Genomic DNA, 19,808 nt, shown 5'->3' with positions numbered 1-19,808 from the left:
ATCAGCGAGAATGATGCTTCTTCGTATTATGACTCCTTAGATATGGATGAAACCCTCCCCATCTTTCGACTTGAATTTGATTGGTACATTGCTTACGCAGTTACAAATGAGAGTTTTACTGTTTTGGATAAGTACGAGGTATATGAAGGGCGGAGTTTTTCGCTTTATTCAAAATCCCGATACTTAGACTTTATTGAAATCAGCACAACAGCTGACGATGAAATTCCTGGTCCATCAAAACATTACGGGATAAATGCTTTAAATCACACCATTGATGTAATCTCGACTGACCCTCCAAAAGTTTCAGTTATACAAAGAGATGGTCAATAAGAATAGTTTGTCTAAATTTATTTAAGGGTGTTGAATGTAACATAATAGTAATTAAGTTACATTCAAAACCCTGATTCCATTAACTTTCCCAGAAATAACGAAGAAATAGAGGTTTTTGAAAAAAAGATACATTCAAATCAATGATTTTACTGGACTCGCCTTTTCCTTGGAGGCACTCTGTTTACTTTAGTAAAAATCCTTAAGTAATTTATTTTTAGGGAAATTTAGGTCGTACCAACAGAAGGGGGAGAAAATTGTTGAAAAAATATAGGGTCGGCCTTATCTTATCCCTTGTTGTTTTACTTCTTCTCTTTATCGTGGATGCGCAAATTTATCACCAGGTGATGCTCCTAAACACGCCGATCATTCTTATAAGCCTACATGTCATCGTCTACAAACACCTTATACCCGAAAAGCGATATGGAGCCTATTTCTTTTTTGTGTTAATGGTGGGAGCCTCGATTTTCTTTTCGCTTCCGGAATTCACCCATCAGCAAGCCCAAGAACATATTTTTGCCACCTACGGCCAGGACCTGCAGCTAATGGAACAAGATAATTTGCCCTTCGATAGAAATGATGCCTGGCATCCCTTCGCGCCCAGATGGGGCTATGCTTTTGTGGGAACCGTTCCATCAAGCAATGAGCATATCTCCTTTCTCTTTATTCCGGACACTGGGAGAATCTTTGAAATTGCCCCTTGAGAAATTTTATATTTCTATGCATGGGGAATAAGAATAGAATAAAACTTTATAAAAATATAAGAAGATTTTGGAACGAAAACTCAAATTCAGGGGTGGAAAGATGACGGAAAACCAGTGGATTAGCAAACAAGAAGAAGCCGATTTACCAAATTTCAAAAGCCATGAAGAAGCAAGCAGTTATTTTGAAAAGAAGTACGGAGAACGTTTTGTATTTGAAGAGTCTTTCGACAACGGTAATGGAATTTGCTTCTTTTATCGATTGATCAATGATGTGGAAGCCTATATAAAAGGGGTAACCGATTTGAACTCGAATGGGTCCCTTGGATTGGAATTTATGAACAGTTATCAGCCGATTCGAATTATGGAAGATGGAAGCGTCCAAGTCGATCAGTAAGAATAAAAAGAGGCGAAATTCTCTTTAACTAGATAGTGGATTGTTTTTAGCTGAATGGCAGATTAATCCGCAGACTTAAAATATGGAAGAGAAGGAGGGGGCAATTAAAGCCTCCTCTTTTTTATTTGAAGTTTGCCGCTTCATTTTTTCAAACCCGCCGCAAAACGGATACCATTTGCGGTAATCAACGATGACCAATAATCTGCCAGCAGCAACATAACGGGTAGATAAAAGAGCAGCGGCAAATGCCGCAACGATGGTCAATAACAAGCTTCTTCAAAAGCAAAATGTATACTTGCTGCACATTTTCAAACATGCTATATTTATCCAATAACTTATTAAACGCATTTAATAAGTCGTTGTATAAAGGAGATGAATACAATGAGCGACTTGATCACTTCGCCGAAACGGATGAAACAAGAGATTCTAAAAAGCATTCGTTCTGCGCTTCTGGAGCTTGAAAATGCGACTAAAGCAGAACTGAGCGAGAAATTGGACATCAGTTTTCCGACCATCAGCAAGTTCCTGGCTCAGATGGAAAAAGAGGGTGAGCTTCTAGTTGTCGGGCTGGACGATTCAAGCGGCGGCCGAAGAGCGAAACGGTATGCATACAACCCCGAGCATATGCTGGGGTTGGCCATTTTTTTAGAAAGAACGGAGACGCATTACACGATTTTCAATTGTGCAGGGGAAGTGAAAGAACAAGGGGAAGCACCAAGTGTATTGCTGGCCGATAGCCTGGAGCCGCTTTCCGAGTGCATAAAAAAACTGATGGCTGCGTACCCGAAAATCAGTTCTCTATCCATCGGTGTCCCCGGTTCTGTTGACAGGGGAAAGATCATTTTTATACCGGGGTACGAACATTTTAAAAACCTCGATTTAAAAACCTATTATGAAGACCTTTTGTCTGTGCCTGTCGTAGTGGAGAATGACATGAATGCCGCGGTCCTTGGGTACCACACCGAAAAAGATAGTGGGAACAGGCAATCGCTGGTTTATTTGTATACCGGCCAAAATGGCCCGGGTGCAGGGGTCATGGTCAATGGCGATGTAGTGAGGGGAAGTTCTTTTTTCTCAGGAGAAGTTTCTTTCATCCCGCTTTACAATGACCGGAATTTTGGACAGGCGTTGGACAATGAAGGCAAGCGGAGAAAAATGGCGATTTTAGAAGAAGGGCCCATTGATGCTGTCAGCCGGTTCGTCGCCTCGTTCACCGCAATCCTTAATCCCCACACCATCATTTTTTGCAATGATGAATTTGATGAAATAGGATTGAATCAACTAGCCATTGGCAGCTCGACGTACATCCCGCTGGAACATCTTCCCAAGTTAACGCTCAGTGATTGGAGAATTGACTATTTACACGGCTTACAAAGCCTCGGCCTCGATCTCATGATCACCCGGGCGTGCAAATGGACCACTTAAACAAAATTTAAAATAACAGACGGAGGTTTTGAATGTGGCAATCGTACTTTTACTGATTATTTATCTGGCTTTCATCAGCCTGGGATTGCCTGACTCGATGCTGGGCGCAGCCTGGCCAGTGATGCAAGGGGATTACAATGCGCCTCTTGAAACAGCGGGGCTTCTTTTCATGGTGATGGCAGGCGCGACAATCGTTTCCAGCCTGATTAGCGGAAAAGTCCTTGGGCGGTTCGGGACGGGCAAAGTTACAGTGGTCAGCTGCTTGATGACCGCTGGCGCGTTAATGGGATTTTCCATGGCGCCGTCGCTCGCCTGGTTGGTGATTTGCGCCATACCGCTTGGTTTGGGAGCGGGAGCGATAGATGTCGGCTTGAACAATTATGTGGCTACCCATTACAAAGCCCATCACATGAGCTGGCTGCATTGTTTTTGGGGAGTCGGGGCAACGTCAGGCCCGTTCATTATGGCGCAGGTCATTTCAGGCAATCAATCTTGGCGAAGCGGCTATTTAGTGGTTGCGGGTATTCAGTTTGCGCTTGTAGCACTCCTCTTTTTCACGCTGCCATTATGGGATAAAAAAGAGGCTCACCGTGATGATGCTTCGAATCATACAGCTGGAGATTCTATTGAGGCAGCGGTTGTAGAAGAAAATAAAGAGGTGAAGCCCTTGCAAATCAAAGGGGTGAAACTGGCGTTGCTGACATTTCTGTTTTATTGCGGAGTTGAAGCGGCAATTGGTCTTTGGGGCAGCAGTTACCTGGTGACTGTCAAAGAACTGCCGGCAGCGGTAGCGGCACGATGGGTTTCGCTGTATTACGCCGGCATCACGGTCGGACGGCTTGTGACCGGCTTCGTAACGTTTAAAATGAGCAACCAGCTCCTCATCCGAATCGGGCAGTGGACAGCATTAACGGGGGCCGTACTTCTGTTCCTGCCATTGCCTTCCATCTTTTCACTTACCGGTTTTATCCTGATCGGTTTGGGGCTCGCGCCGATCTTCCCTTGCATGCTGCATGAAACGCCCGTGCGTTTCGGGAAAAAGCATTCCCAGACCATCATGGGCTACCAAATGGCCGTCGCCTATACGGGGAGCACTTTTATCCCGCCACTGCTCGGATTGATGGCTTCGCAATTCACAATTGGCATCTTCCCGTTGAGTGTCTTAGCCTTTACTGCCATCATGTTCCTAAGCGCAGAGAGATTAAACTACGTATTGAAAAAGAATGGATCATTGAAAAGAAAGATGGCAAGTTCTTCGGCGAGCTGAGGCTTGTGCGAATAAATGGGCACATTGCATCTTAGCTAAACACAAGGAGGAATGGGTATGGCAATTCGATTGATTGCGGTGGACATGGATGGAACGTTTCTGAACGGGCAAAAGAGTTACGACCAGGAAAGGTTTCTCAAGCAATATCTGAAAATGAAAGAGCACGGAATTCGGTTTGTTGTGGCAAGCGGGAATCAGTATTACCAACTGAGATCCTATTTTAATGAAATTCAAGATGAACTAGGTTATGTAGCTGAAAACGGGGCTTTTGTTTTGGATCAAGGACAGGAAGTGTTCGCGGCAGATGTCCGAAAAGAAGACGTACGGCGTATTCTTGAAGTGCTGGAAGCGCACGAAAACCTTTCCGTTGTCTTATGCGGCAAAGAAAGTGCCTATATCCTGGACCGTGCATCCGACCGTTTTTTTGATATCATGAGCAGGTATTATTACCGGTTAAAGAGGGTGCCGGATTTTGAACAAGTGGATGATCAGATCTTGAAATTCGCCTTGTCTTGCCCGCAGAACCAGACGCTTCAACTAAAAGAGCTGCTGCAAGAGAAAATCGGATCGATCGTTACACCGGTTTCAAGTGGCCATGGAAGCATCGATTTGATTGTTCCGGGTTTCCACAAAGCGCATGGCATTCAGTTGCTACAGCAAAAGTGGAACATCAAAGACGAGGAAACAATGGCGTTCGGCGATGGGGGAAATGACATCGAAATGCTGAAGCACGTAAAATATAGTTTCGCGATGGAAAACGGAAGCGACGAAGTAAAAGACAGCGCAAAATATATCGCACCTTCTAATGAGGGCAGTGGCGTGTTGGAAATCATTGACCAGTTTTTTACTAAGCAAGGCTTTTTCCAATCTGCTTCCAGGCAGTCGTTTAAAGAAGCAAACGATCGGGTATGAGTATGAACTTTTAGTTTATGAAAAGATTGAAAAGTAAATACGCTGAGAATGGGTGCAAGAGCGTTTAGAATTTAGTGGCTTTAACCATGTCTAAAGCTAAGATAGTTCTTTTAGGTATAGGTGAAATTAAAAAATTTGCACGAGGAAAAAGGAGTTGGAGTTATGAAATTTTTGCTCACATCCGCAGGCGTCACTAACAAAAGCATAGAAAATGCGCTGGTTGAAATGTTAGAAAAGCCAATCGCCGACTCCACTTCAATATGCATCCCTACTGCAATGTATGGACATCCTTGGGGCGGCCCCGGCATCAAAACTTGGGAGTTCATCAGCGGGAATTCCGAGAACCCCATGGTTGGCCTGGGTTGGAAGTCTGTCGGCGTGCTCGAGCTTACAGCGCTGCCGAGCATCGACCAAGACCGGTGGGTTCCGCTGATCCGGGAGACGGACGTCCTGTTGGTGGCGGGCGGCGATGCCCTCTACCTGGCCCATTGGATGCAGCAATCCGGGCTGGCTGAACTCTTGCCGTCGCTGCATGCAGTTTATGTTGGAATGAGTGCAGGAAGTATGGTGATGGCACCTCGCATCGGCGAAGACTTTATTGGCTGGACTCCGCCCGACGGAAGTGATGAAGCGATGAAGCTGGTCGATTTCGCCATCTTTCCGCATCTGGAGAATGAGGAGCTGCCGGAAAACACCATGGCTAACGCAGAGAAATGGGCTGCCGGAATACAGGGGCCAGCTTATGCGATTGATGATCAAACAGCTATTAAAGTGATCGACGGAGCGATCGAAGTTATTTCCGAAGGGCGATGGAAGTTGTTTTCTTCCTGATGTAGCTCGATCGTAAAATAGTTAAGACAACATCACATTTCAGCAAGACAAGGAGCCATTTATGGCTTCTTTTTTTTATGGAATACATGCAACCGATCATTGTATATAAAGTTACTAAATTTCTCCATGAGAGGGCTTAATTTTCTTATAATAAAATTAATATATAAAAATTAAAACTATTTCTACCAATTATACGAATATATGTATGAAGAGATGAAAGTGATGTGAGGGGCAAGTGGAAATAGAGAAGCGATGGATTCGGCGCGTACAGCGTTCTGCGCATGAGGACAGCGCAAACCAGTTGGTGAAGCACTATTATAAAGAGGTTTTTGCATTCGTCTACAAGCAAGTGGTCGATGAACAAACATCACTTGATCTGACACAGGAAATTTTTGTTCGGATGCTGCAGTCCATCACGGGCTTTGATACACGAAAAGCATCTTTCCGTACCTGGCTTTATCGGATTGCCAGCAATCATTGCGTCGATTATTTTCGTTCAAAAAGCTACCGGACGTCAGTTAAGACCGGTTACATAGAAGAGGAAGACCTAGAAAGCGCTGAAAACATCCTACAGCAGATTACACAAAAGGAACAGGTTCAGGAACTGCAAGCGAGCTTGGCGCTTTGTGACCATACAGCGCAGCACATCGTGCGCTATAAATTGTATCTCGATCAGACTTTTGCTGAAATAGCCGTCACGCTGCAATTACCGGAATCGACCATTAAAACGAAGTATTACAAAACAATCCGCTTTATACGAAAGGAAATGGAGGAGAAGCGATATGGCAAAGGATAAGTGGGACATCCCGTATCCAGACGAACAGGAAATAGAGCGGCAAGCTGCTCTTATTGTGCAAAAAGCCTTTCCTGAAAAGAGCTGGTTTTTTACAGAAATACAAGAATTTAAGAACCAGATGGGGTGGGTGCATCTTTTCCCAAACCGCAGCGAAATCATTTTTACGAGCCTGTTGTTGGTGCTCAGCATTTTCGGGTTATGGTTTACGGCCTCAGCCAATCAAACGACCTCACCATCCCTTTACGGCTATGCGTTTCTGGTATCGCCTTTGTCCCTGGTGCTTCTGATCGCTTATGCCTTTTATGAAAAATTGGAGAAGCAGACACTTGAGCTCGAGATGACAACGAAATTCACGATATTTCAAGTGATGGCTGTGCGGATGCTTGTCTTCAGCAGCATATCGCTGTTCTTGAATATGACGGGGTCCTTCATTGCTGCTATGAATTTCGAGGTGGATTTTTTGCGGATCTGGTTCATTTCGTTAACTGGCCTTTTCGGTTTTTCGTCGGGTCTGCTGTGGTTTATCGCCCGTGGCAATGTCTTGCGCCGCTCGGTGATTTTTACGGCCGGATGGCTGGCTATCAATAGCGCTTGGTTATTCGCTATGAAAGAGGCCTATTTGCAAGTGGTTTTTCATCTGCCGCTCTTGGTTTATGGGGGAATCCTGCTCATGTTAGCATGTTTGTTTTTCTACACATTCAAAAAAGCATTTACACGAAAGCAGGAGGGGTTATGGACATGCTGACAATCAGCAATGTGGGCAAAGATTATGGAAATTTTAAAGCGCTTGAAGGGATGAACCTTCAATTCGATAACGGAATTTATGGGTTGCTTGCGCCAAACGGAGCCGGAAAAACCACACTCATCAAAATGCTCGTTACGTTGATAAAACCGACTTCCGGCGAAATCCTTTACAACGGTAAACCCATCGAAGCACTTGGAGAATCTTACCGGGAACTGATCGGTTATTTGCCGCAGCACTTCGGATACTACAAGCATTATACGCCCCAGAAATACCTGCGCTATTTGGGGGCTTTAAAAGGCTTGGAAAAAGACAAAGTGGATCAGCGCATTGACGAAGTATTGGAAATGGTGGCACTTGGCGATGTGAAAAAGAAAAAGATGCGGAAGTTTTCAGGCGGCATGATTCAACGCGTCGGCATCGCCCAGGCATTGTTGGGCGATCCGAAGATTTTGATTTTGGATGAACCGACAGCCGGGCTCGATCCGAAAGAACGCGCCCGTTTCCGCCATTTGCTCTCGGATCTTGCGCGTGAGCGCATCATCCTGATTTCAACGCACATCGTCTCAGATATTGAATCCATTGCCAATGAAATCATCATGATACGCGATCAGACGCTTTTGTACAAAGGAGATAGTGCAGCGATTTGCCGCAGCTTGCAAGGGAAGATTTACGAAGTGGCAATGCCATTCGAGGATTTTGCAGATTTCCGGAAGCGGTACCTGACACTCGAGGAAAAACAGGAACAAGGGCATATGCTGGTGCGCTTTTATGCACCTGAACAGCAAGAAGCAGAGTGGACGCCGGCCGTTCCTCAACTGGAAGACGTCTTTCTGATCGAATATGCCAATGAAAGCAGTGTCAGGTGACGGGATGCTAATAACCTGGCATGAAATGAAAAAAGCGATCACCTCTCCGGTCATTGTCATTTTACTCGTGTTATTTATAGCGTTTAATGGGTTTCAAGTGATCAGCCAGTCTTCAGTGAAAGAAGAATTGAAAGTCGTGAATGACATCACCTTTTTATATGGCAGAACGCTCACAAACGCGAGTTTGCAGCAGATGAAGGATGCGCTTGATCAGGATGCAAAGAAATTGGGGACGGAAGAAGAAGTCCAAGACTATTTGGAAGCGATGACGCTTGAAAAATACGAGCAGGAGGATGTCTTCCAGCAACAGGCAATCGATCAAATAAGCTTGAATTACACCTACTATTCATTAGGGGCGGAACTTGAATCTCGTTACACGACAATCGATATGGACGAATTACGAGAGGATTTGTTCGAGGCCTCCCCGATGCAAGGATGGCTAGCTGGATTTATGGGAAACCAATTCACCAAGTGGGAGAATCGGTACGAAGAAATTGTGGAAACGGCAGAATACAAAGAGTGGTTTTTCGCGGGCCAATACCGCATGCACAGCGAGCTGTTCCGTTCACTGGTGAAAAACATCGCAATCCAAAGTGTGCTGCTAGTTGTGTTGGTGACCGCGCTCATCACGAATTACGAAGTGGAGCAGCGAACGCAATCCACGGTCTATACGACGAAAAAAGGGCGCAAGCTGATCTGGCATAAATTCTCAGCGGCGATGAGTGCCAGTTTGCTGATCTTCGTTTTGTTGGCAGGTTTCTCACTCGGAATCTTCTTTCTTACATATGATTACTCGAGCGTTTGGCAGACGCCAATCAGCAGCGGGCTGAACTGGGAGTATAAGCTTCCTTATATCACTTGGTGGCCTTTGACTGTTTGGCAATACCTCATCTTAGCGGTTCTGACAGAATTGGCTGTAGTCCTGATTGTCGCTATGTTGGCGTTCGCCATCAGTCTTTACGTGAAAAATAGTTATTTTAGCTGGATACTCTGTATCGCTATGCTCGTTGCGATTTTTTTACTGCCTTCGTTTTTAACTGCTTATCCGGTGCTGCAGTTCATTACTAGCCTGAACATCACATTGGTGCTGCTGAATCCTCATATGTATTTTAATGGAGGCACTACATTCAGCATGATCCAGTTCTTTGAATTGTGGACGATTCTTTTATGGCTGGTGATTGCGCTGCTGGGCAGTGGTTTGGGAATACGAAGATTTTTGACAAAGGATGTGGCATAGTAGGATGCGTTTGTTTGGAATGGAAATGAAAAAGATTTTTTCATGGAAACTATTGTTGCTGATTGCCGTGGTCAATGTTTTATTGTTCTACCTGCGCCTGGAGTTCGAACTCGAGCATTTTCCAAACGGCCGGCCAGCAACGGATCTCTTTCGGATTGAACAGCAGCTGATTCCGGAATACGGCGCAAGAATCGATGACAATGAATTATTGGAAATAAAAGCCCTGTACGCCGACCGGGTAACAGCGGCCAATGCTTTCTTTGGAAAAGAAGACAATGCACAGGTGCTAGGAATTACTGGTTACAAAGAATTTCGGGCTATGGATACAGCCGATCCGGAACTTTCAGCGTATTATTCGGATTTGATGTTCGAGAGCGGCCAGGATTTCCTTTGGGAACTGCAGGCCTGGGAATTGCTGATCGAAAATTTTGAAGCGCGGTACAGTGCCATAAAAGCACAGATTGAAAGGACGGACGGAGCACGCCAGCAGCATTATGAACAGCAGTTAGCAGAAGAACGATTTGCTTTCTATTCCAGTACGGTGCTTGAAAATTTTCTCAACTACAAGACGTATATGGCCATCATTATCCTGATTAGCGTCGCTATTCTAATGTCGCCGGTTTTTCTGCGGGACTACCGCGCAGGAATGCTTCCAATCCAATATACAGCCAAAGTCGGAAGAGGCGTCTATCGGGCAAAGTGGCTGGCCGGTTTATGCAGTACGGCAATTTTAACGGTTTTGCTCCTAGCGATTTATATGAGTCTCTATTGGTCGAATGGAACGGCTTCCCATTTTGCAACGCCATTGTCGTCGTTCGGTTGGTACGATCATTGGTATGACATGACTTTCTTCGAATATATTCTCTTATCAGTGGCCTCTATTTTCGTCGTTGCAATGTTGCTCGGAGTACTGTCGATGGCTATTTCAACCATTGTACCGAATGCAATCGTACTGATAGGCATTCAGATTGTCGTCCTGTTCATCATGATTGCAGGAGTTACGATGTACTTGATCCGCGATATCATCATCCTTTATCTACCGCAAATGCTCGTACCAGCAGCTTATCTTGTTTTATTTGGAATCATCTTTATAAGCTTTGGATGGATATGGAGACGTGAATTGCGAAAAGACATCGTTTGATGTGCAATGCTGTTTCCTAACAATGAAAGAATTTGAGGCGGATCAGAAACTTGCCAACTCTATAAAAGTGAAAATCAGTGGCAATGAAAAAGGCGGGTGAAGCTTGAAATGAGATTTGGGAATATGGAAACAAGCAGCACCTTGTCTATGGAAGAGGAGCTGATGGCAGCAAGAGAAAACCGGTTCGAACTCTTGAAACTGCTGAGTGAGTTAGGTGCATTAGACCGTGATATTTTGGTAATGAAATTGATTCAAGGCATCTCGAATAAAGAAATCGCTGTGCATTTGGGCTTAGTAGAGTACACCGTTGAGATTCGGATTCATGATGCACTTAAAAAATGGGATGTTTAATAAAAGGGGAAAAGGGCTTTTAGAAAAGCCTTTTTTCTCTCTTTTTGTATCAGCGATTATTTAAATGAGAGGATGGTTGGACTGCTGATATTTTTATCTTCATTTGGCCAATAGACGATGAATGCCAGTTAAATAAAAATCTCACTTTATTTAAGAAAATAATATTCAAGTGATAGATTATTCCTTCATAAAAGGTTATAAATAACATAAGAATTGAAAATATATCTATAAGGATGGAAAAACGTGAATAAGATGCATAAAATTTCGTCAATCGCAATTGCCTTTGCTTTAGCAAGCCAGTCATTATTCATGACACCAGCTCTGGCAAATACCACACCAATCATCAACAAGGACGAGTTTTCGGAAACAACCCGCAATATGGATTTGACGAATAAAGTCGAGGTTTTCCCTTCTCCCATTTACAGCAAAGATCCGTTAACAGGTGAATGGATGCCAAACTGGGAAGGGGAAAGAGAAGCGTATTCCCTTTTCCAAGCATTGGTTTCTGAGGCGTCGCCTTCTGAAAACCTTTTGGCAGCACAAAAACTGGCTGCTGGAACGGCAAACGCCCAACAGAATATAGCGTTGTTGAAATTCGGAAACGAGCTGCCTGATTTGGCGGGGGGATTGGTTCTTAACGCGGAATTGAATTTGTTTGAAATAGACAAGCCAGTTAAGTGGGGCTACGGAGACGAGGCCTATATCGACCGAAGTTACAGCGTACATAAAGTATTGTCCAAGTGGGATGGGAATTCCGTTTCATGGGAAACCCGGCCTCAGATCAGTGAACCTTATGTTGCCAACACAATGCTTATTGGAAAAGATGGAGGCCATTTTAAATGGGATATCACCAAAATGGTAGCCGAATGGTATCAAAATCCGATCACTGATTTTGGATTAGCTGTAAAAGGAAATGAGGACATGACAGAAAGTCTTCGTTCCTTTTATACAAGCAAAGGCTATTCAAATAAAAGCTATGCCCAATTGGATAAAGCGCCTCGCTTGATCGTAAACTATTCTCCCCGCCCTAAATTTGCAAGTGGGATTGGGCATGGACATGAACTGAATTCAGGTGAAGCGTACGTGGATTTAACTTGGCCGATTCAAAAAGGGGTTAAAGGCTATAAGCTTTCCATTTTCAACGGAAAAGACTATCAAACAATCGATGTCGGATTAACGAATAGCTGGACTTCCCGCAATAAGAATTTATGGCCAAGTTCAGCGGAAATTGAAAACGGCGCCCGCCAATTGAAACTGGACGGATCCGGCACCAATCTTTCCAGCAATCCAGGACTCTTATACGAAAATGCTGGAAATACAAAAAAAGACCCAAATCGCTATTATTTCAAATTAATGGCTTATAACGAATATGGGGAATCGGGCCAATCAGAAGAATTGAGTGTAGGGGTTCCAGACCGTACTGCTCCGGATAAAGTTTTGGATGTGGAGGTCGCTGCTGCTGACCCTAATGGTGTAAATATGAGATGGGAAAGCCTGCAAGATGCCAAAGAATACCGTGTTAAAATTGGCAGCAATCCTGGAGGCGATGATATCGCGTCAAACGTAAAAACGGTGTCGAATGAGATCTTCATTGCTTCGGATATGCTCTTCCCGCGCCAAACAATTTTTGTCTCTGTTGAGGCAGTCGATGAAGAAGGGAATTATTCCGGCTATACGGCACCTGTTTCGGCTGTCATCAAGAATAAGAATGACGCTGAAATTGTTTCCATGCCATCGTCGAGTTCTGCAGAAGGCAATCCAGCAATGGCGATTTCAGTGAAGAATATGGGCTCAGAAGCATGGACATTGGAAAAAGGCTATGAATTGAAGCTGGTGTCTGGAGATGCTTTGCTGGTTGCGGATCCCCTAGTGGCAGAAGAAGTGGTCGGCCCGGATGAAACGAAGACATTCCAAGTCCGGTTTAGCGGTCAGCGTCCACTTGGGGAAGTTTCATTGCAATGGCAAATGCATCAAGCAAACAATGGTTTTTTTGGCAATAAATTCACGAAAACCATTTCGTTTTATGATTTCGGAAATCCGGAAGTGAGCATTGAAGCGCCAAGCACCTCGGCCTCCCTTTATAAAACAGTCGAAGTCAAAGGAACTGTGAAGGACGCTACGCTGAAAGAATATAAGTTATTATACGGAAGCGGAAACGCGCCTTCCTCTTGGACAGAAATCTCAAGCGGCTCCAACCCGGTAGCGAACAGCGTGCTTGGCCGCTGGAATACAACGGGAATAGCTCCAGGAACTTATACCTTAAAAATGGAAGCCACAGATTATGCAGGTAATGTAAGCTCTGTTGCCCGCGAGGTAAAAGTGAATTTGCCAGTCAGCGAACCAATTGCAAAAGAAATCACAGATAAGACAGCGATCGTAACAGGTGGCACCCTGCAAACCGGTCTTACTGTATACGTGCAAAAAGGCAGCCAAGTATTAGGTTCGGCGCTTGTGGATAATGCAGGGTTATTCTCGATTCCGATTGCTAAGCAACAGGCGGGAACGGTATTGACCCTTTACGCTGAAAACGGATTTGGAATTAGGAGCAAAGTTGTTTCAACTCTAGTAAAAGATGCAACCCCGCCGCCAGCACCGAAAGTCTATGCAGTTGCTGACAACTCGCTAAAAATCAGCGGGACGGCGGAAAAAGGTTCGACAATTATTGTATCAAAAGGTACAACGAAAATTGCCGGGGGAACAACAAGCGCTGAAGGAACTTTCTCCGTTGCTATAGCGAAGCAAGCTGCCGGAACAAGACTGCAAGTGTTGGCCAAAGATGCGGCGAACAATTTGAGCACTGAAACGATCGTAATTGTGATTGATGAAACGCCGCCTCCTGCTCCATCGGTCTATGCAATAGCGGATTATTCAACTTCTGTAAAAGGAACCGCAGAAAAAAATGCAGTCATCACCATCAAAAAAGGAAGTACGGTCATCGGAACAGCTAAAGCAAACCAATATGGCGTCTTTGCTACAACGATCTCCAAGCAAAAAGCAGGGACTATTTTGTATACCACAGCAAAAGATGCTGCAGGCAATACCAGCAGTTCTACCAAAAAAACGGTAATCGACAAAACGGCGCCAGCCGTTCCGACAGTTAAAACGGTTTATTCATACTCAAGCGCTGTCAGCGGAAAAACGGAACCTTATGCCATTGTTACAGTCAAAAAAGGAAGCACAATGATTGGGTATGCCAAAGCTTCTGCAACAGGCGTTTACACAGTGAAAATAAAACTGCAGCCAAAACGTACAGTTTTATCCGTGTCTGCGAAAGATGCTGCCGGCAATTTAAGTAAGGCGGTTTCCATCACTGTTAGATAAAATTCCGGTTTAATCAAAGAGAATAAGCACTCGAATATAGCGGAACCAGAGAAGAAAGTCATTATTGAAGCTATTTAAAATGAAAGGGAGAGAAGAGGTTGACCAAAACCTTTTCTCTCCCTTTCGATTTGTAAAAGTGTCCTTTTAAGAACATTTTTTCTACTTGCATTCTTAAATACATAAAATGGTAAAATTAATTAATTGGATGAAAAAGGGGATTATACGAGATATGAACATTAGAAAAGCGGAAAGCACTGACTTGAAAACGATTTTATCCTTATCGCCGCAAGCTGTTTTTGACGGGACGCTCGGAGAAGTATGGCCTTCTCATTCGAAGATTGAAAGCATGGTTAACCCTTTACTGGAGAAAGGGGGCTTCTATTTGGTTGCGGTAGACGAAAAGGAAATCATCGGATGGCTTCTTTCGGGAACTTCAAAAGATCAATTTACGGACGAGGCACTCGGATTCATCTACGAAATATATATTCTCAAAGATTACCGGGGCCAGGGATTTTCAAAAGAATTGATGAATGCAGCGATTGAGCATTTTCAGCAGGAAGGCTATGCAGAAGTCCGCCTTAGTGCGAAAGCTGAAAATCCAGCTATTCAAATCTATGAGAACGCAGGTTTCAAAACGAGGACCGTAAGCATGAGCCTGAATCTGAAATAAAATGAGTATGATTTATGTACAATTATGAAACAGTCGACTCGAATTTCTTAAATAAAAACCTTCAGAATTAAATCGAAATTCACTTCCGATTTTCTGGATTAAAGGAGCCAATATGTTTAAAAAAAGACCAAAGACAGATCCATCAAAACCTAAAAATTATGCCGCAATTGGGTATACTGTTCTATTCCTTCTTTCTCTTGTCCATTTAAGTTTTGATATATACCACGATGAAACTGAAAGTCTGTCAAGGAATATCATACTGGCTGGCTTTATGTTATCTTTATCGCTTTTTTCTTGGTTCATTTACAATATGCACTTCAAGCTCTATAAAAAAGAATTGAACTCCAAGAATCCCGTGTAAGATGCTGTTCATATATTTTGAGAGCCGTACATCCGTTTTACAACGGAGAAGAATAACGGAAATCAAAGCTGCTAATAAGCATCTGTCCTTCATTGCTCAAAACTAAATTAGCATATGCAGAAAACAAGTAGGGTTTCGAGTATCAAAACCGATTGCTAGATAAATATGGAGGGGGAAGAAAATGAAGAAAAAGCTTGCTTGGATACTTGTTTTAGCTGTACTTTTCTTAAGCGGAGCCGCGTATTATTTCATAACATTATCCCTTTACGAACCAACAGAAGATTTATTAGGCTTTCCAGTTCCTAAAAGGGCTGAGCTTGTTGGACAAAGCACTGTTGGGAAAAACTACGAATGGCCAAGAGCATCGGAAACTGATGGAATCCCGTATGGTTATGAATTAGCCATTAAAAAGAACGGGTGGAAAAAGGGAGAAAGAGAAGGGGCTTCCGTTTATTACACAAAAGGAAATTACAAAATAGACCTGATTTGCACACAGGGTTATTTAGACATCCTTAGAGTGAATCAGCCTGAAGAGAAAAATATCTCGTCTCAAGATGCAAACAAGGAAACTGGAAACACAGTTGATTATGTAAATGTACGGATTCTTGAAATTGACAATGGGAAGATGATGATTGGCCCACCCGCTGCCGACCCAGAAGCTTCTTATCCTGCATATGAAGTATTCATCGACAAAGAGACGAAGGTAGAGGGAGAAAAGACGTCGTTAGATGAATTAATAGTAGGCGATCATGTGAGCGTGTGGACTAAAGCAGCAACTTCAGATAAGGAATTCGCCGAGAAAATCATTGTAGTAAAATAACGCTATCATTCAATCGATTCTCCAAAAGAATGGATGATATCTTATCGCATGATCAGCCGATTAACAAGCTCAGATGCAGGCAAGATAAGAATTTAGGCTGTAATTTCAATGCTTTCCCGACTTTAAAAAGCGCATTTTTCCAAGTTGTTCGGCAAGTAGATTTCGTTATTCCGATGATATAATTAGGTATAAGCAAGTAGGATTCTGAAGAGCCTCACCGGGATATTACGAATCTGGAAAACCGGATTATGGCTCTATTAGTCCGCCAACAAAGTTGTCATCGGCTTCACTTGCTTTGGCATATCCACACCAGCAGTGCAGAGCAAGAAAAAATTATTCTTATCGATGTATTTCGGTTATCTTGATTGAAGAATCACAGGTGACAAGAAGACAAGCGAAATTTTTAAAGCCCTTTTTGGAACCGCTTCCAAAAAGGGCTTTTTGTAGGGGGAAAGGAGTTCAGCGATATTCAAGGTTTTGTAACGTGTTATACCGTAAGATATTGCTTTTATTAAAAGGAGCAGACTAAAAAAATGGAACTGCAGCGGGAGAAAAAATACATCCGGCTCGATCAAGTCAGCCAACAAGAGATTGATTCATTGATTTCAAAGGTCAATAGCTGTTTGTGGCGGCAAACGTTTCATATTCAACCGGTTTCCGGGCTTCTCAATGATCCGAACGGCTTTTGTTACTATAACGGGGAATACCATCTGTTTTATCAATGGCATCCGTTAGGGCCGGTTCATGGCTTGAAATATTGGTACCATACGAAGTCCGCAGATCTTGTGAACTGGAAAAATGTCGGGATCGCCATTCAACCGGACAATTATTTTGACAGCCATGGGGCGTATTCGGGAAGTGCTGTTGAACACGAAGGGAAAATCTATTTGTTGTACACAGGCAATACGCGGGATGAGCATTTTGAAAGGCATCCCCACCAATGCATCGCCATTATGGATGCCGAGGGAAAAATTACGAAATTGGAAAAATCGGTTCTGGATAATGTTCCAGCGGGGTATACGGAGCATTTTCGCGATCCGAAAGTATGGAAAGAGGGAGACCGTTTTTACGCAGTGATCGGAGCTCAACGAACGGATAAGACGGGGACCGTGTGTTTATTAAGTTCACCTAATCTGTTGGACTGGAAATTTGAAGGTGAACTGGAAACCGAATTGGATTCCTTCGGTTTCATGTGGGAATGCCCGGATTATTTTGAAATTGAAAATCAAGGCGTTCTGATTTTCTCTCCGCAAGGACTGAAACCTGAAGGGGATCTGTATCAAAATATTTACCAGGCCGGTTATGTGATGGGCAAGAAAATCGATTTGGAGCGAAAAGAATTGATCCACGGAAATTTCATCGAACTGGATAGAGGCTTTGATTTTTATGCGCCCCATACGATGCAAGCCCCAAATGGCAGACGCTTGTTGGTCGGCTGGATGGGATTGCCTGAAATCGAGTACCCGACCGATATCAATGGATGGGCGCATTGTTTGACGATTCCTCGGGAATTGTCGGTCGACGATGGGAAACTGATTCAAAAACCGGTTCCTGAACTTCAGTCGCTGCGCAAAATGAAAGTCGAAGCAGCGGATACCCTTTCAAATGAAAAGAAAGTGGTTGAAGGATTTTCCGGGGACACCTATGAACTGGTGTGTGAGTTCGAACAGGGAGATGCCTCGGAATACGGCATAGAATTCCGGGCGGATGGAGATGAAAAAACGGTGATCACATATGATGCGGTCCAGGGGAAAGTCATCCTTGACCGAACGCTATCGGGCCAAGTGATCGGCAGCACATTCGGAACGGTCAGAAAATGCCACATCGATGGCGATGTGTACAAATTCCATTTGTTCGTCGATTCTTCATCGGTTGAGATTTTTGTGAACGATGGAGAAGAAGTGTTTAGCTCCCGGATTTTCCCGGACGGCAAAAGCCAGGAAATCCGCTTTTTTGCAACAGGCGGGTCTGCATCGTTCAAAGCGGTGAAGTGGGATTATAAAACAGCGCAAGGTATCAATAGGGAGGCGTGTTGAAATGGGGCAGCTGTTTTCCATTGGCGAACTAATAATAGATTTTATTCCGCATGAAAAAGGAGTGGCATTGAAAGATGTCGTTTCGTTTACGCGAGTCCCGGGCGGTGCACCGGCAAATGTGGCAGCTGCGGTTGCAAAGTTTGGCGGAAAGGCTTCGCTGATCACCAAATTAGGGGAAGATGCCTTTGGTGATTTTCTTTTGGAGCAGCTTATAGAGGCCGGTGTGGGCATTGATAAGGTATTCAGAACAAAAGAGGCGAAGACCGGCCTCGCCTTTGTCTCCTTGCGCGAAAATGGAGAACGCGACTTTTCATTTTAACGGAATCCATCTGCAGACCTGCTGCTTAGAGATTCGGAAATAGATGCCGACTGGTTCAATCAAGGGGATGTATTGCACTTTTGTTCGGTGGATTTAGTGGAGAGCCCGATGAAAAAAGCACATGTGAAAGCGATTCAAGCAGCCAAGGTGCGCGGCGGGATCATCAGTTTCGATCCCAATGTGCGTCTGCCGCTTTGGCACGACCCGCAGGAATGCCGAAAGACGATTTTGGAGTTTATTCCAATGGCGCATCTTGTCAAAGTCGCTGATGACGAACTGGAGTTCATAACAGGTATAGCGGAAGAACAAAAAGCGATTGCCTCTTTGTTTACAGGGGATGTAAAAGCAGTGGTGCTGACAAAAGCTGCGAAAGGCGCAGATTTCTACGTCCACAATAAAAAATATTCAGCCGCAGGATATGCTGTGAAAGTAGAGGACACGACGGGCGCAGGAGATGCGTTCATCGGTGGCTTCATCTATCAGCTGTTGAATCTGGATGCAGAACCAGGAAATTTAGAGCCCTTATTAAGTGAACATCATCAAGAAATACTGGCATTCGCAAATGCCAGTGGAGCGCTGACTACTACTGGAAAAGGGGCGATCTCTTCGCTTCCTACGAAAGACCAGGTTATGCAATTATTGAAATAAAAGAAACTTTTCTTTATGGGGTATCTTGCTGAATCAAGTGTAAGACTTAACCCATGAATACTTTTAAAGAGAAGGAGCCTACAGCGCTCCTTCTCTTATTTTTTTGTGAAATTCTAAGTGCGATTAAACCTCAATTTTCTTTATCTAAAAATAGTTCTTTTGCATAACAAGTTCTAGGTATAGTATCTGCACACGAATCTCTTAAAGTAACTCTCACCTCATCTTGTGGAAGCAAATTATCTCGATTTAGTTTTGTTTCTTGAAGATTTAGAATGCTGGTTTCATCGTTAATAACAACCCATATTTCTTTCTCGTTTTCTTGTAGCTCGTGTGATAATTCCAAGAGGATTTTATCTTGATTTATTTCTGTTATGGTTCCATTTACTTCATGAGTTATCTGTTCTGATGTTTCAGTATTTTCTCCTTGTTCGCTGCATCCACTCAATAATAAAATTAATATAAAAACCAATGTTTTTTTCATACGATCGTTTCTCCTTCTCTTCAAAGAATCGTGAATACCTGACTTTTATTTAGACGTGAAAAAAGCGTGATAGTTACATTAATTGGAAAAATGATAAGTTCTCTCTTACTAAAACGAATGTAACTTATTGAAAAAATCCAAGAATGAAGTTATGGT

19 protein-coding genes and 1 pseudogene are annotated in these 19,808 nt (G+C 43.6%); 18 read left to right on the top strand and 2 right to left on the bottom strand.

The features are described from left to right. The 3 genes from QMA09_RS15980 to QMA09_RS15970 form a co-directional block, all read left to right on the top strand. On the top strand, nt 1-330 hold a 330-nt coding region (locus tag QMA09_RS15980), incomplete at its 5' end, for a hypothetical protein (protein WP_290213829.1). A gap of 254 nt (nt 331-584) precedes the next feature. Continuing rightward, nucleotides 585-1,031 carry a hypothetical protein gene (locus QMA09_RS15975; RefSeq protein WP_290213828.1) on the top strand — a complete coding sequence of 149 codons (447 nt, stop codon included), beginning with the start codon at nt 585-587 and terminating at the stop codon, nt 1,029-1,031. Between the two features lie 100 nt (nt 1,032-1,131). After that, the gene (locus QMA09_RS15970; protein WP_290213827.1) at nt 1,132-1,425 is read left to right on the top strand and encodes a hypothetical protein; all 294 of its coding nucleotides are present in this window, start codon (nt 1,132-1,134) and stop codon (nt 1,423-1,425) included. A gap of 75 nt (nt 1,426-1,500) precedes the next feature. Here QMA09_RS15970 and QMA09_RS15965 read toward each other — a convergent pair whose 3' ends face one another. After that, the gene (locus tag QMA09_RS15965; RefSeq protein WP_290213826.1) at nt 1,501-1,689 is read right to left on the bottom strand and encodes a hypothetical protein; all 189 of its coding nucleotides are present in this window, start codon (nt 1,687-1,689) and stop codon (nt 1,501-1,503) included. Nucleotides 1,690-1,806: 117 nt separating this feature from the next. Between QMA09_RS15965 and QMA09_RS15960 the strand changes: the two genes are divergently transcribed. From QMA09_RS15960 to QMA09_RS15890, 15 genes and pseudogenes are all read left to right on the top strand, one after another. Then, complete coding sequence (locus QMA09_RS15960) at nt 1,807-2,850, top strand: ROK family transcriptional regulator (protein WP_290213825.1); 1,044 nt, start codon at nt 1,807-1,809, stop codon at nt 2,848-2,850. Between the two features lie 34 nt (nt 2,851-2,884). Continuing rightward, the gene (locus QMA09_RS15955; RefSeq protein WP_290213824.1) at nt 2,885-4,117 is read left to right on the top strand and encodes an MFS transporter; all 1,233 of its coding nucleotides are present in this window, start codon (nt 2,885-2,887) and stop codon (nt 4,115-4,117) included. Between the two features lie 57 nt (nt 4,118-4,174). After that, entirely contained in the window at nt 4,175-5,029 is an 855-nt protein-coding gene (locus QMA09_RS15950; RefSeq protein ID WP_290213823.1) for a Cof-type HAD-IIB family hydrolase, read from the top strand. Between the two features lie 162 nt (nt 5,030-5,191). Continuing rightward, nucleotides 5,192-5,860 (top strand): Type 1 glutamine amidotransferase-like domain-containing protein, encoded by a 669-nt coding sequence (locus QMA09_RS15945; RefSeq protein ID WP_290213822.1) that lies wholly within the window; start codon nt 5,192-5,194, stop codon nt 5,858-5,860. 235 nt (nt 5,861-6,095) lie between these two features. Further along, on the top strand, nt 6,096-6,656 hold the full coding sequence (locus tag QMA09_RS15940) for an RNA polymerase sigma factor (protein ID WP_290213821.1): 561 nt from the start codon (nt 6,096-6,098) through the stop codon (nt 6,654-6,656). Further along, nucleotides 6,643-7,401, top strand: coding sequence for a hypothetical protein (locus QMA09_RS15935; RefSeq protein WP_290213820.1), 759 nt, complete (start codon nt 6,643-6,645; stop codon nt 7,399-7,401). The genes QMA09_RS15940 and QMA09_RS15935 overlap by 14 nt, the downstream gene beginning before the upstream one ends. Further along, nucleotides 7,389-8,267, top strand: coding sequence for an ABC transporter ATP-binding protein (locus tag QMA09_RS15930; protein ID WP_290213819.1), 879 nt, complete (start codon nt 7,389-7,391; stop codon nt 8,265-8,267). The genes QMA09_RS15935 and QMA09_RS15930 overlap by 13 nt, the downstream gene beginning before the upstream one ends. A gap of 4 nt (nt 8,268-8,271) precedes the next feature. Continuing rightward, nucleotides 8,272-9,504 (top strand): ABC transporter permease subunit, encoded by a 1,233-nt coding sequence (locus QMA09_RS15925; protein WP_290213818.1) that lies wholly within the window; start codon nt 8,272-8,274, stop codon nt 9,502-9,504. A gap of 25 nt (nt 9,505-9,529) precedes the next feature. Further along, the gene (locus tag QMA09_RS15920; RefSeq protein ID WP_290213817.1) at nt 9,530-10,645 is read left to right on the top strand and encodes a hypothetical protein; all 1,116 of its coding nucleotides are present in this window, start codon (nt 9,530-9,532) and stop codon (nt 10,643-10,645) included. A 108-nt stretch (nt 10,646-10,753) separates the two neighbouring features. After that, entirely contained in the window at nt 10,754-10,996 is a 243-nt protein-coding gene (locus QMA09_RS15915; RefSeq protein ID WP_290213816.1) for an RNA polymerase sigma factor, read from the top strand. A gap of 252 nt (nt 10,997-11,248) precedes the next feature. Continuing rightward, nucleotides 11,249-14,317, top strand: a complete 3,069-nt coding sequence (locus tag QMA09_RS15910) for an Ig-like domain-containing protein (RefSeq protein WP_290213830.1) — start codon at nt 11,249-11,251, stop codon at nt 14,315-14,317. Nucleotides 14,318-14,546: 229 nt separating this feature from the next. After that, nucleotides 14,547-14,987 carry a GNAT family N-acetyltransferase gene (locus QMA09_RS15905; protein WP_290213815.1) on the top strand — a complete coding sequence of 147 codons (441 nt, stop codon included), beginning with the start codon at nt 14,547-14,549 and terminating at the stop codon, nt 14,985-14,987. Nucleotides 14,988-15,529: 542 nt separating this feature from the next. After that, nucleotides 15,530-16,168, top strand: a complete 639-nt coding sequence (locus QMA09_RS15900) for a hypothetical protein (protein WP_290213814.1) — start codon at nt 15,530-15,532, stop codon at nt 16,166-16,168. A 533-nt stretch (nt 16,169-16,701) separates the two neighbouring features. Then, a complete protein-coding gene (locus QMA09_RS15895; protein WP_290213813.1) occupies nt 16,702-18,204 on the top strand; it encodes a glycoside hydrolase family 32 protein in 1,503 nt (500 codons plus the stop codon). Between the two features lies 1 nt (nt 18,205). Continuing rightward, nucleotides 18,206-19,171 (top strand): annotated as a pseudogene (locus QMA09_RS15890) (carbohydrate kinase family protein). 130 nt (nt 19,172-19,301) lie between these two features. Here QMA09_RS15890 and QMA09_RS15885 read toward each other — a convergent pair. Then, complete coding sequence (locus QMA09_RS15885; protein ID WP_290213812.1) at nt 19,302-19,652, bottom strand: hypothetical protein; 351 nt, start codon at nt 19,650-19,652, stop codon at nt 19,302-19,304. Nucleotides 19,653-19,808: the final 156 nt, after the last annotated feature.

The sequence above is a fragment of the Planococcus sp. APC 3906 genome, assembly GCF_030407685.1.
Classification (GTDB): Bacteria; Bacillota; Bacilli; order Bacillales_A; family Planococcaceae; genus Planococcus; species Planococcus koreensis.
The sequence above is the reverse complement of the archived record's forward strand: the minus strand, read 5'-3'. Positions and strand labels throughout refer to the sequence as shown.

What these genes read in the sequence shown, in the direction of transcription:
- QMA09_RS15970 (WP_290213827.1), top strand. Translation starts at nt 1,132, where the DNA reads ATGACGGAAAACCAGTGGATTAGCAAACAAGAAGAAGCCGATTTACCA.
- QMA09_RS15960 (WP_290213825.1), top strand. Translation starts at nt 1,807, where the DNA reads ATGAGCGACTTGATCACTTCGCCGAAACGGATGAAACAAGAGATTCTA.
- QMA09_RS15950 (WP_290213823.1), top strand. Translation starts at nt 4,175, where the DNA reads ATGGCAATTCGATTGATTGCGGTGGACATGGATGGAACGTTTCTGAAC.
- QMA09_RS15945 (WP_290213822.1), top strand. Translation starts at nt 5,192, where the DNA reads ATGAAATTTTTGCTCACATCCGCAGGCGTCACTAACAAAAGCATAGAA.
- QMA09_RS15935 (WP_290213820.1), top strand. Translation starts at nt 6,643, where the DNA reads ATGGCAAAGGATAAGTGGGACATCCCGTATCCAGACGAACAGGAAATA.
- QMA09_RS15930 (WP_290213819.1), top strand. Translation starts at nt 7,389, where the DNA reads ATGGACATGCTGACAATCAGCAATGTGGGCAAAGATTATGGAAATTTT.
- QMA09_RS15925 (WP_290213818.1), top strand. Translation starts at nt 8,272, where the DNA reads ATGCTAATAACCTGGCATGAAATGAAAAAAGCGATCACCTCTCCGGTC.
- QMA09_RS15920 (WP_290213817.1), top strand. Translation starts at nt 9,530, where the DNA reads ATGAAAAAGATTTTTTCATGGAAACTATTGTTGCTGATTGCCGTGGTC.
- QMA09_RS15915 (WP_290213816.1), top strand. Translation starts at nt 10,754, where the DNA reads ATGAGATTTGGGAATATGGAAACAAGCAGCACCTTGTCTATGGAAGAG.
- QMA09_RS15910 (WP_290213830.1), top strand. Translation starts at nt 11,249, where the DNA reads ATGCATAAAATTTCGTCAATCGCAATTGCCTTTGCTTTAGCAAGCCAG.
- QMA09_RS15905 (WP_290213815.1), top strand. Translation starts at nt 14,547, where the DNA reads ATGAACATTAGAAAAGCGGAAAGCACTGACTTGAAAACGATTTTATCC.
- QMA09_RS15900 (WP_290213814.1), top strand. Translation starts at nt 15,530, where the DNA reads ATGAAGAAAAAGCTTGCTTGGATACTTGTTTTAGCTGTACTTTTCTTA.
- QMA09_RS15895 (WP_290213813.1), top strand. Translation starts at nt 16,702, where the DNA reads ATGGAACTGCAGCGGGAGAAAAAATACATCCGGCTCGATCAAGTCAGC.
- QMA09_RS15885 (WP_290213812.1), bottom strand. Translation starts at nt 19,652, where the DNA reads ATGAAAAAAACATTGGTTTTTATATTAATTTTATTATTGAGTGGATGC.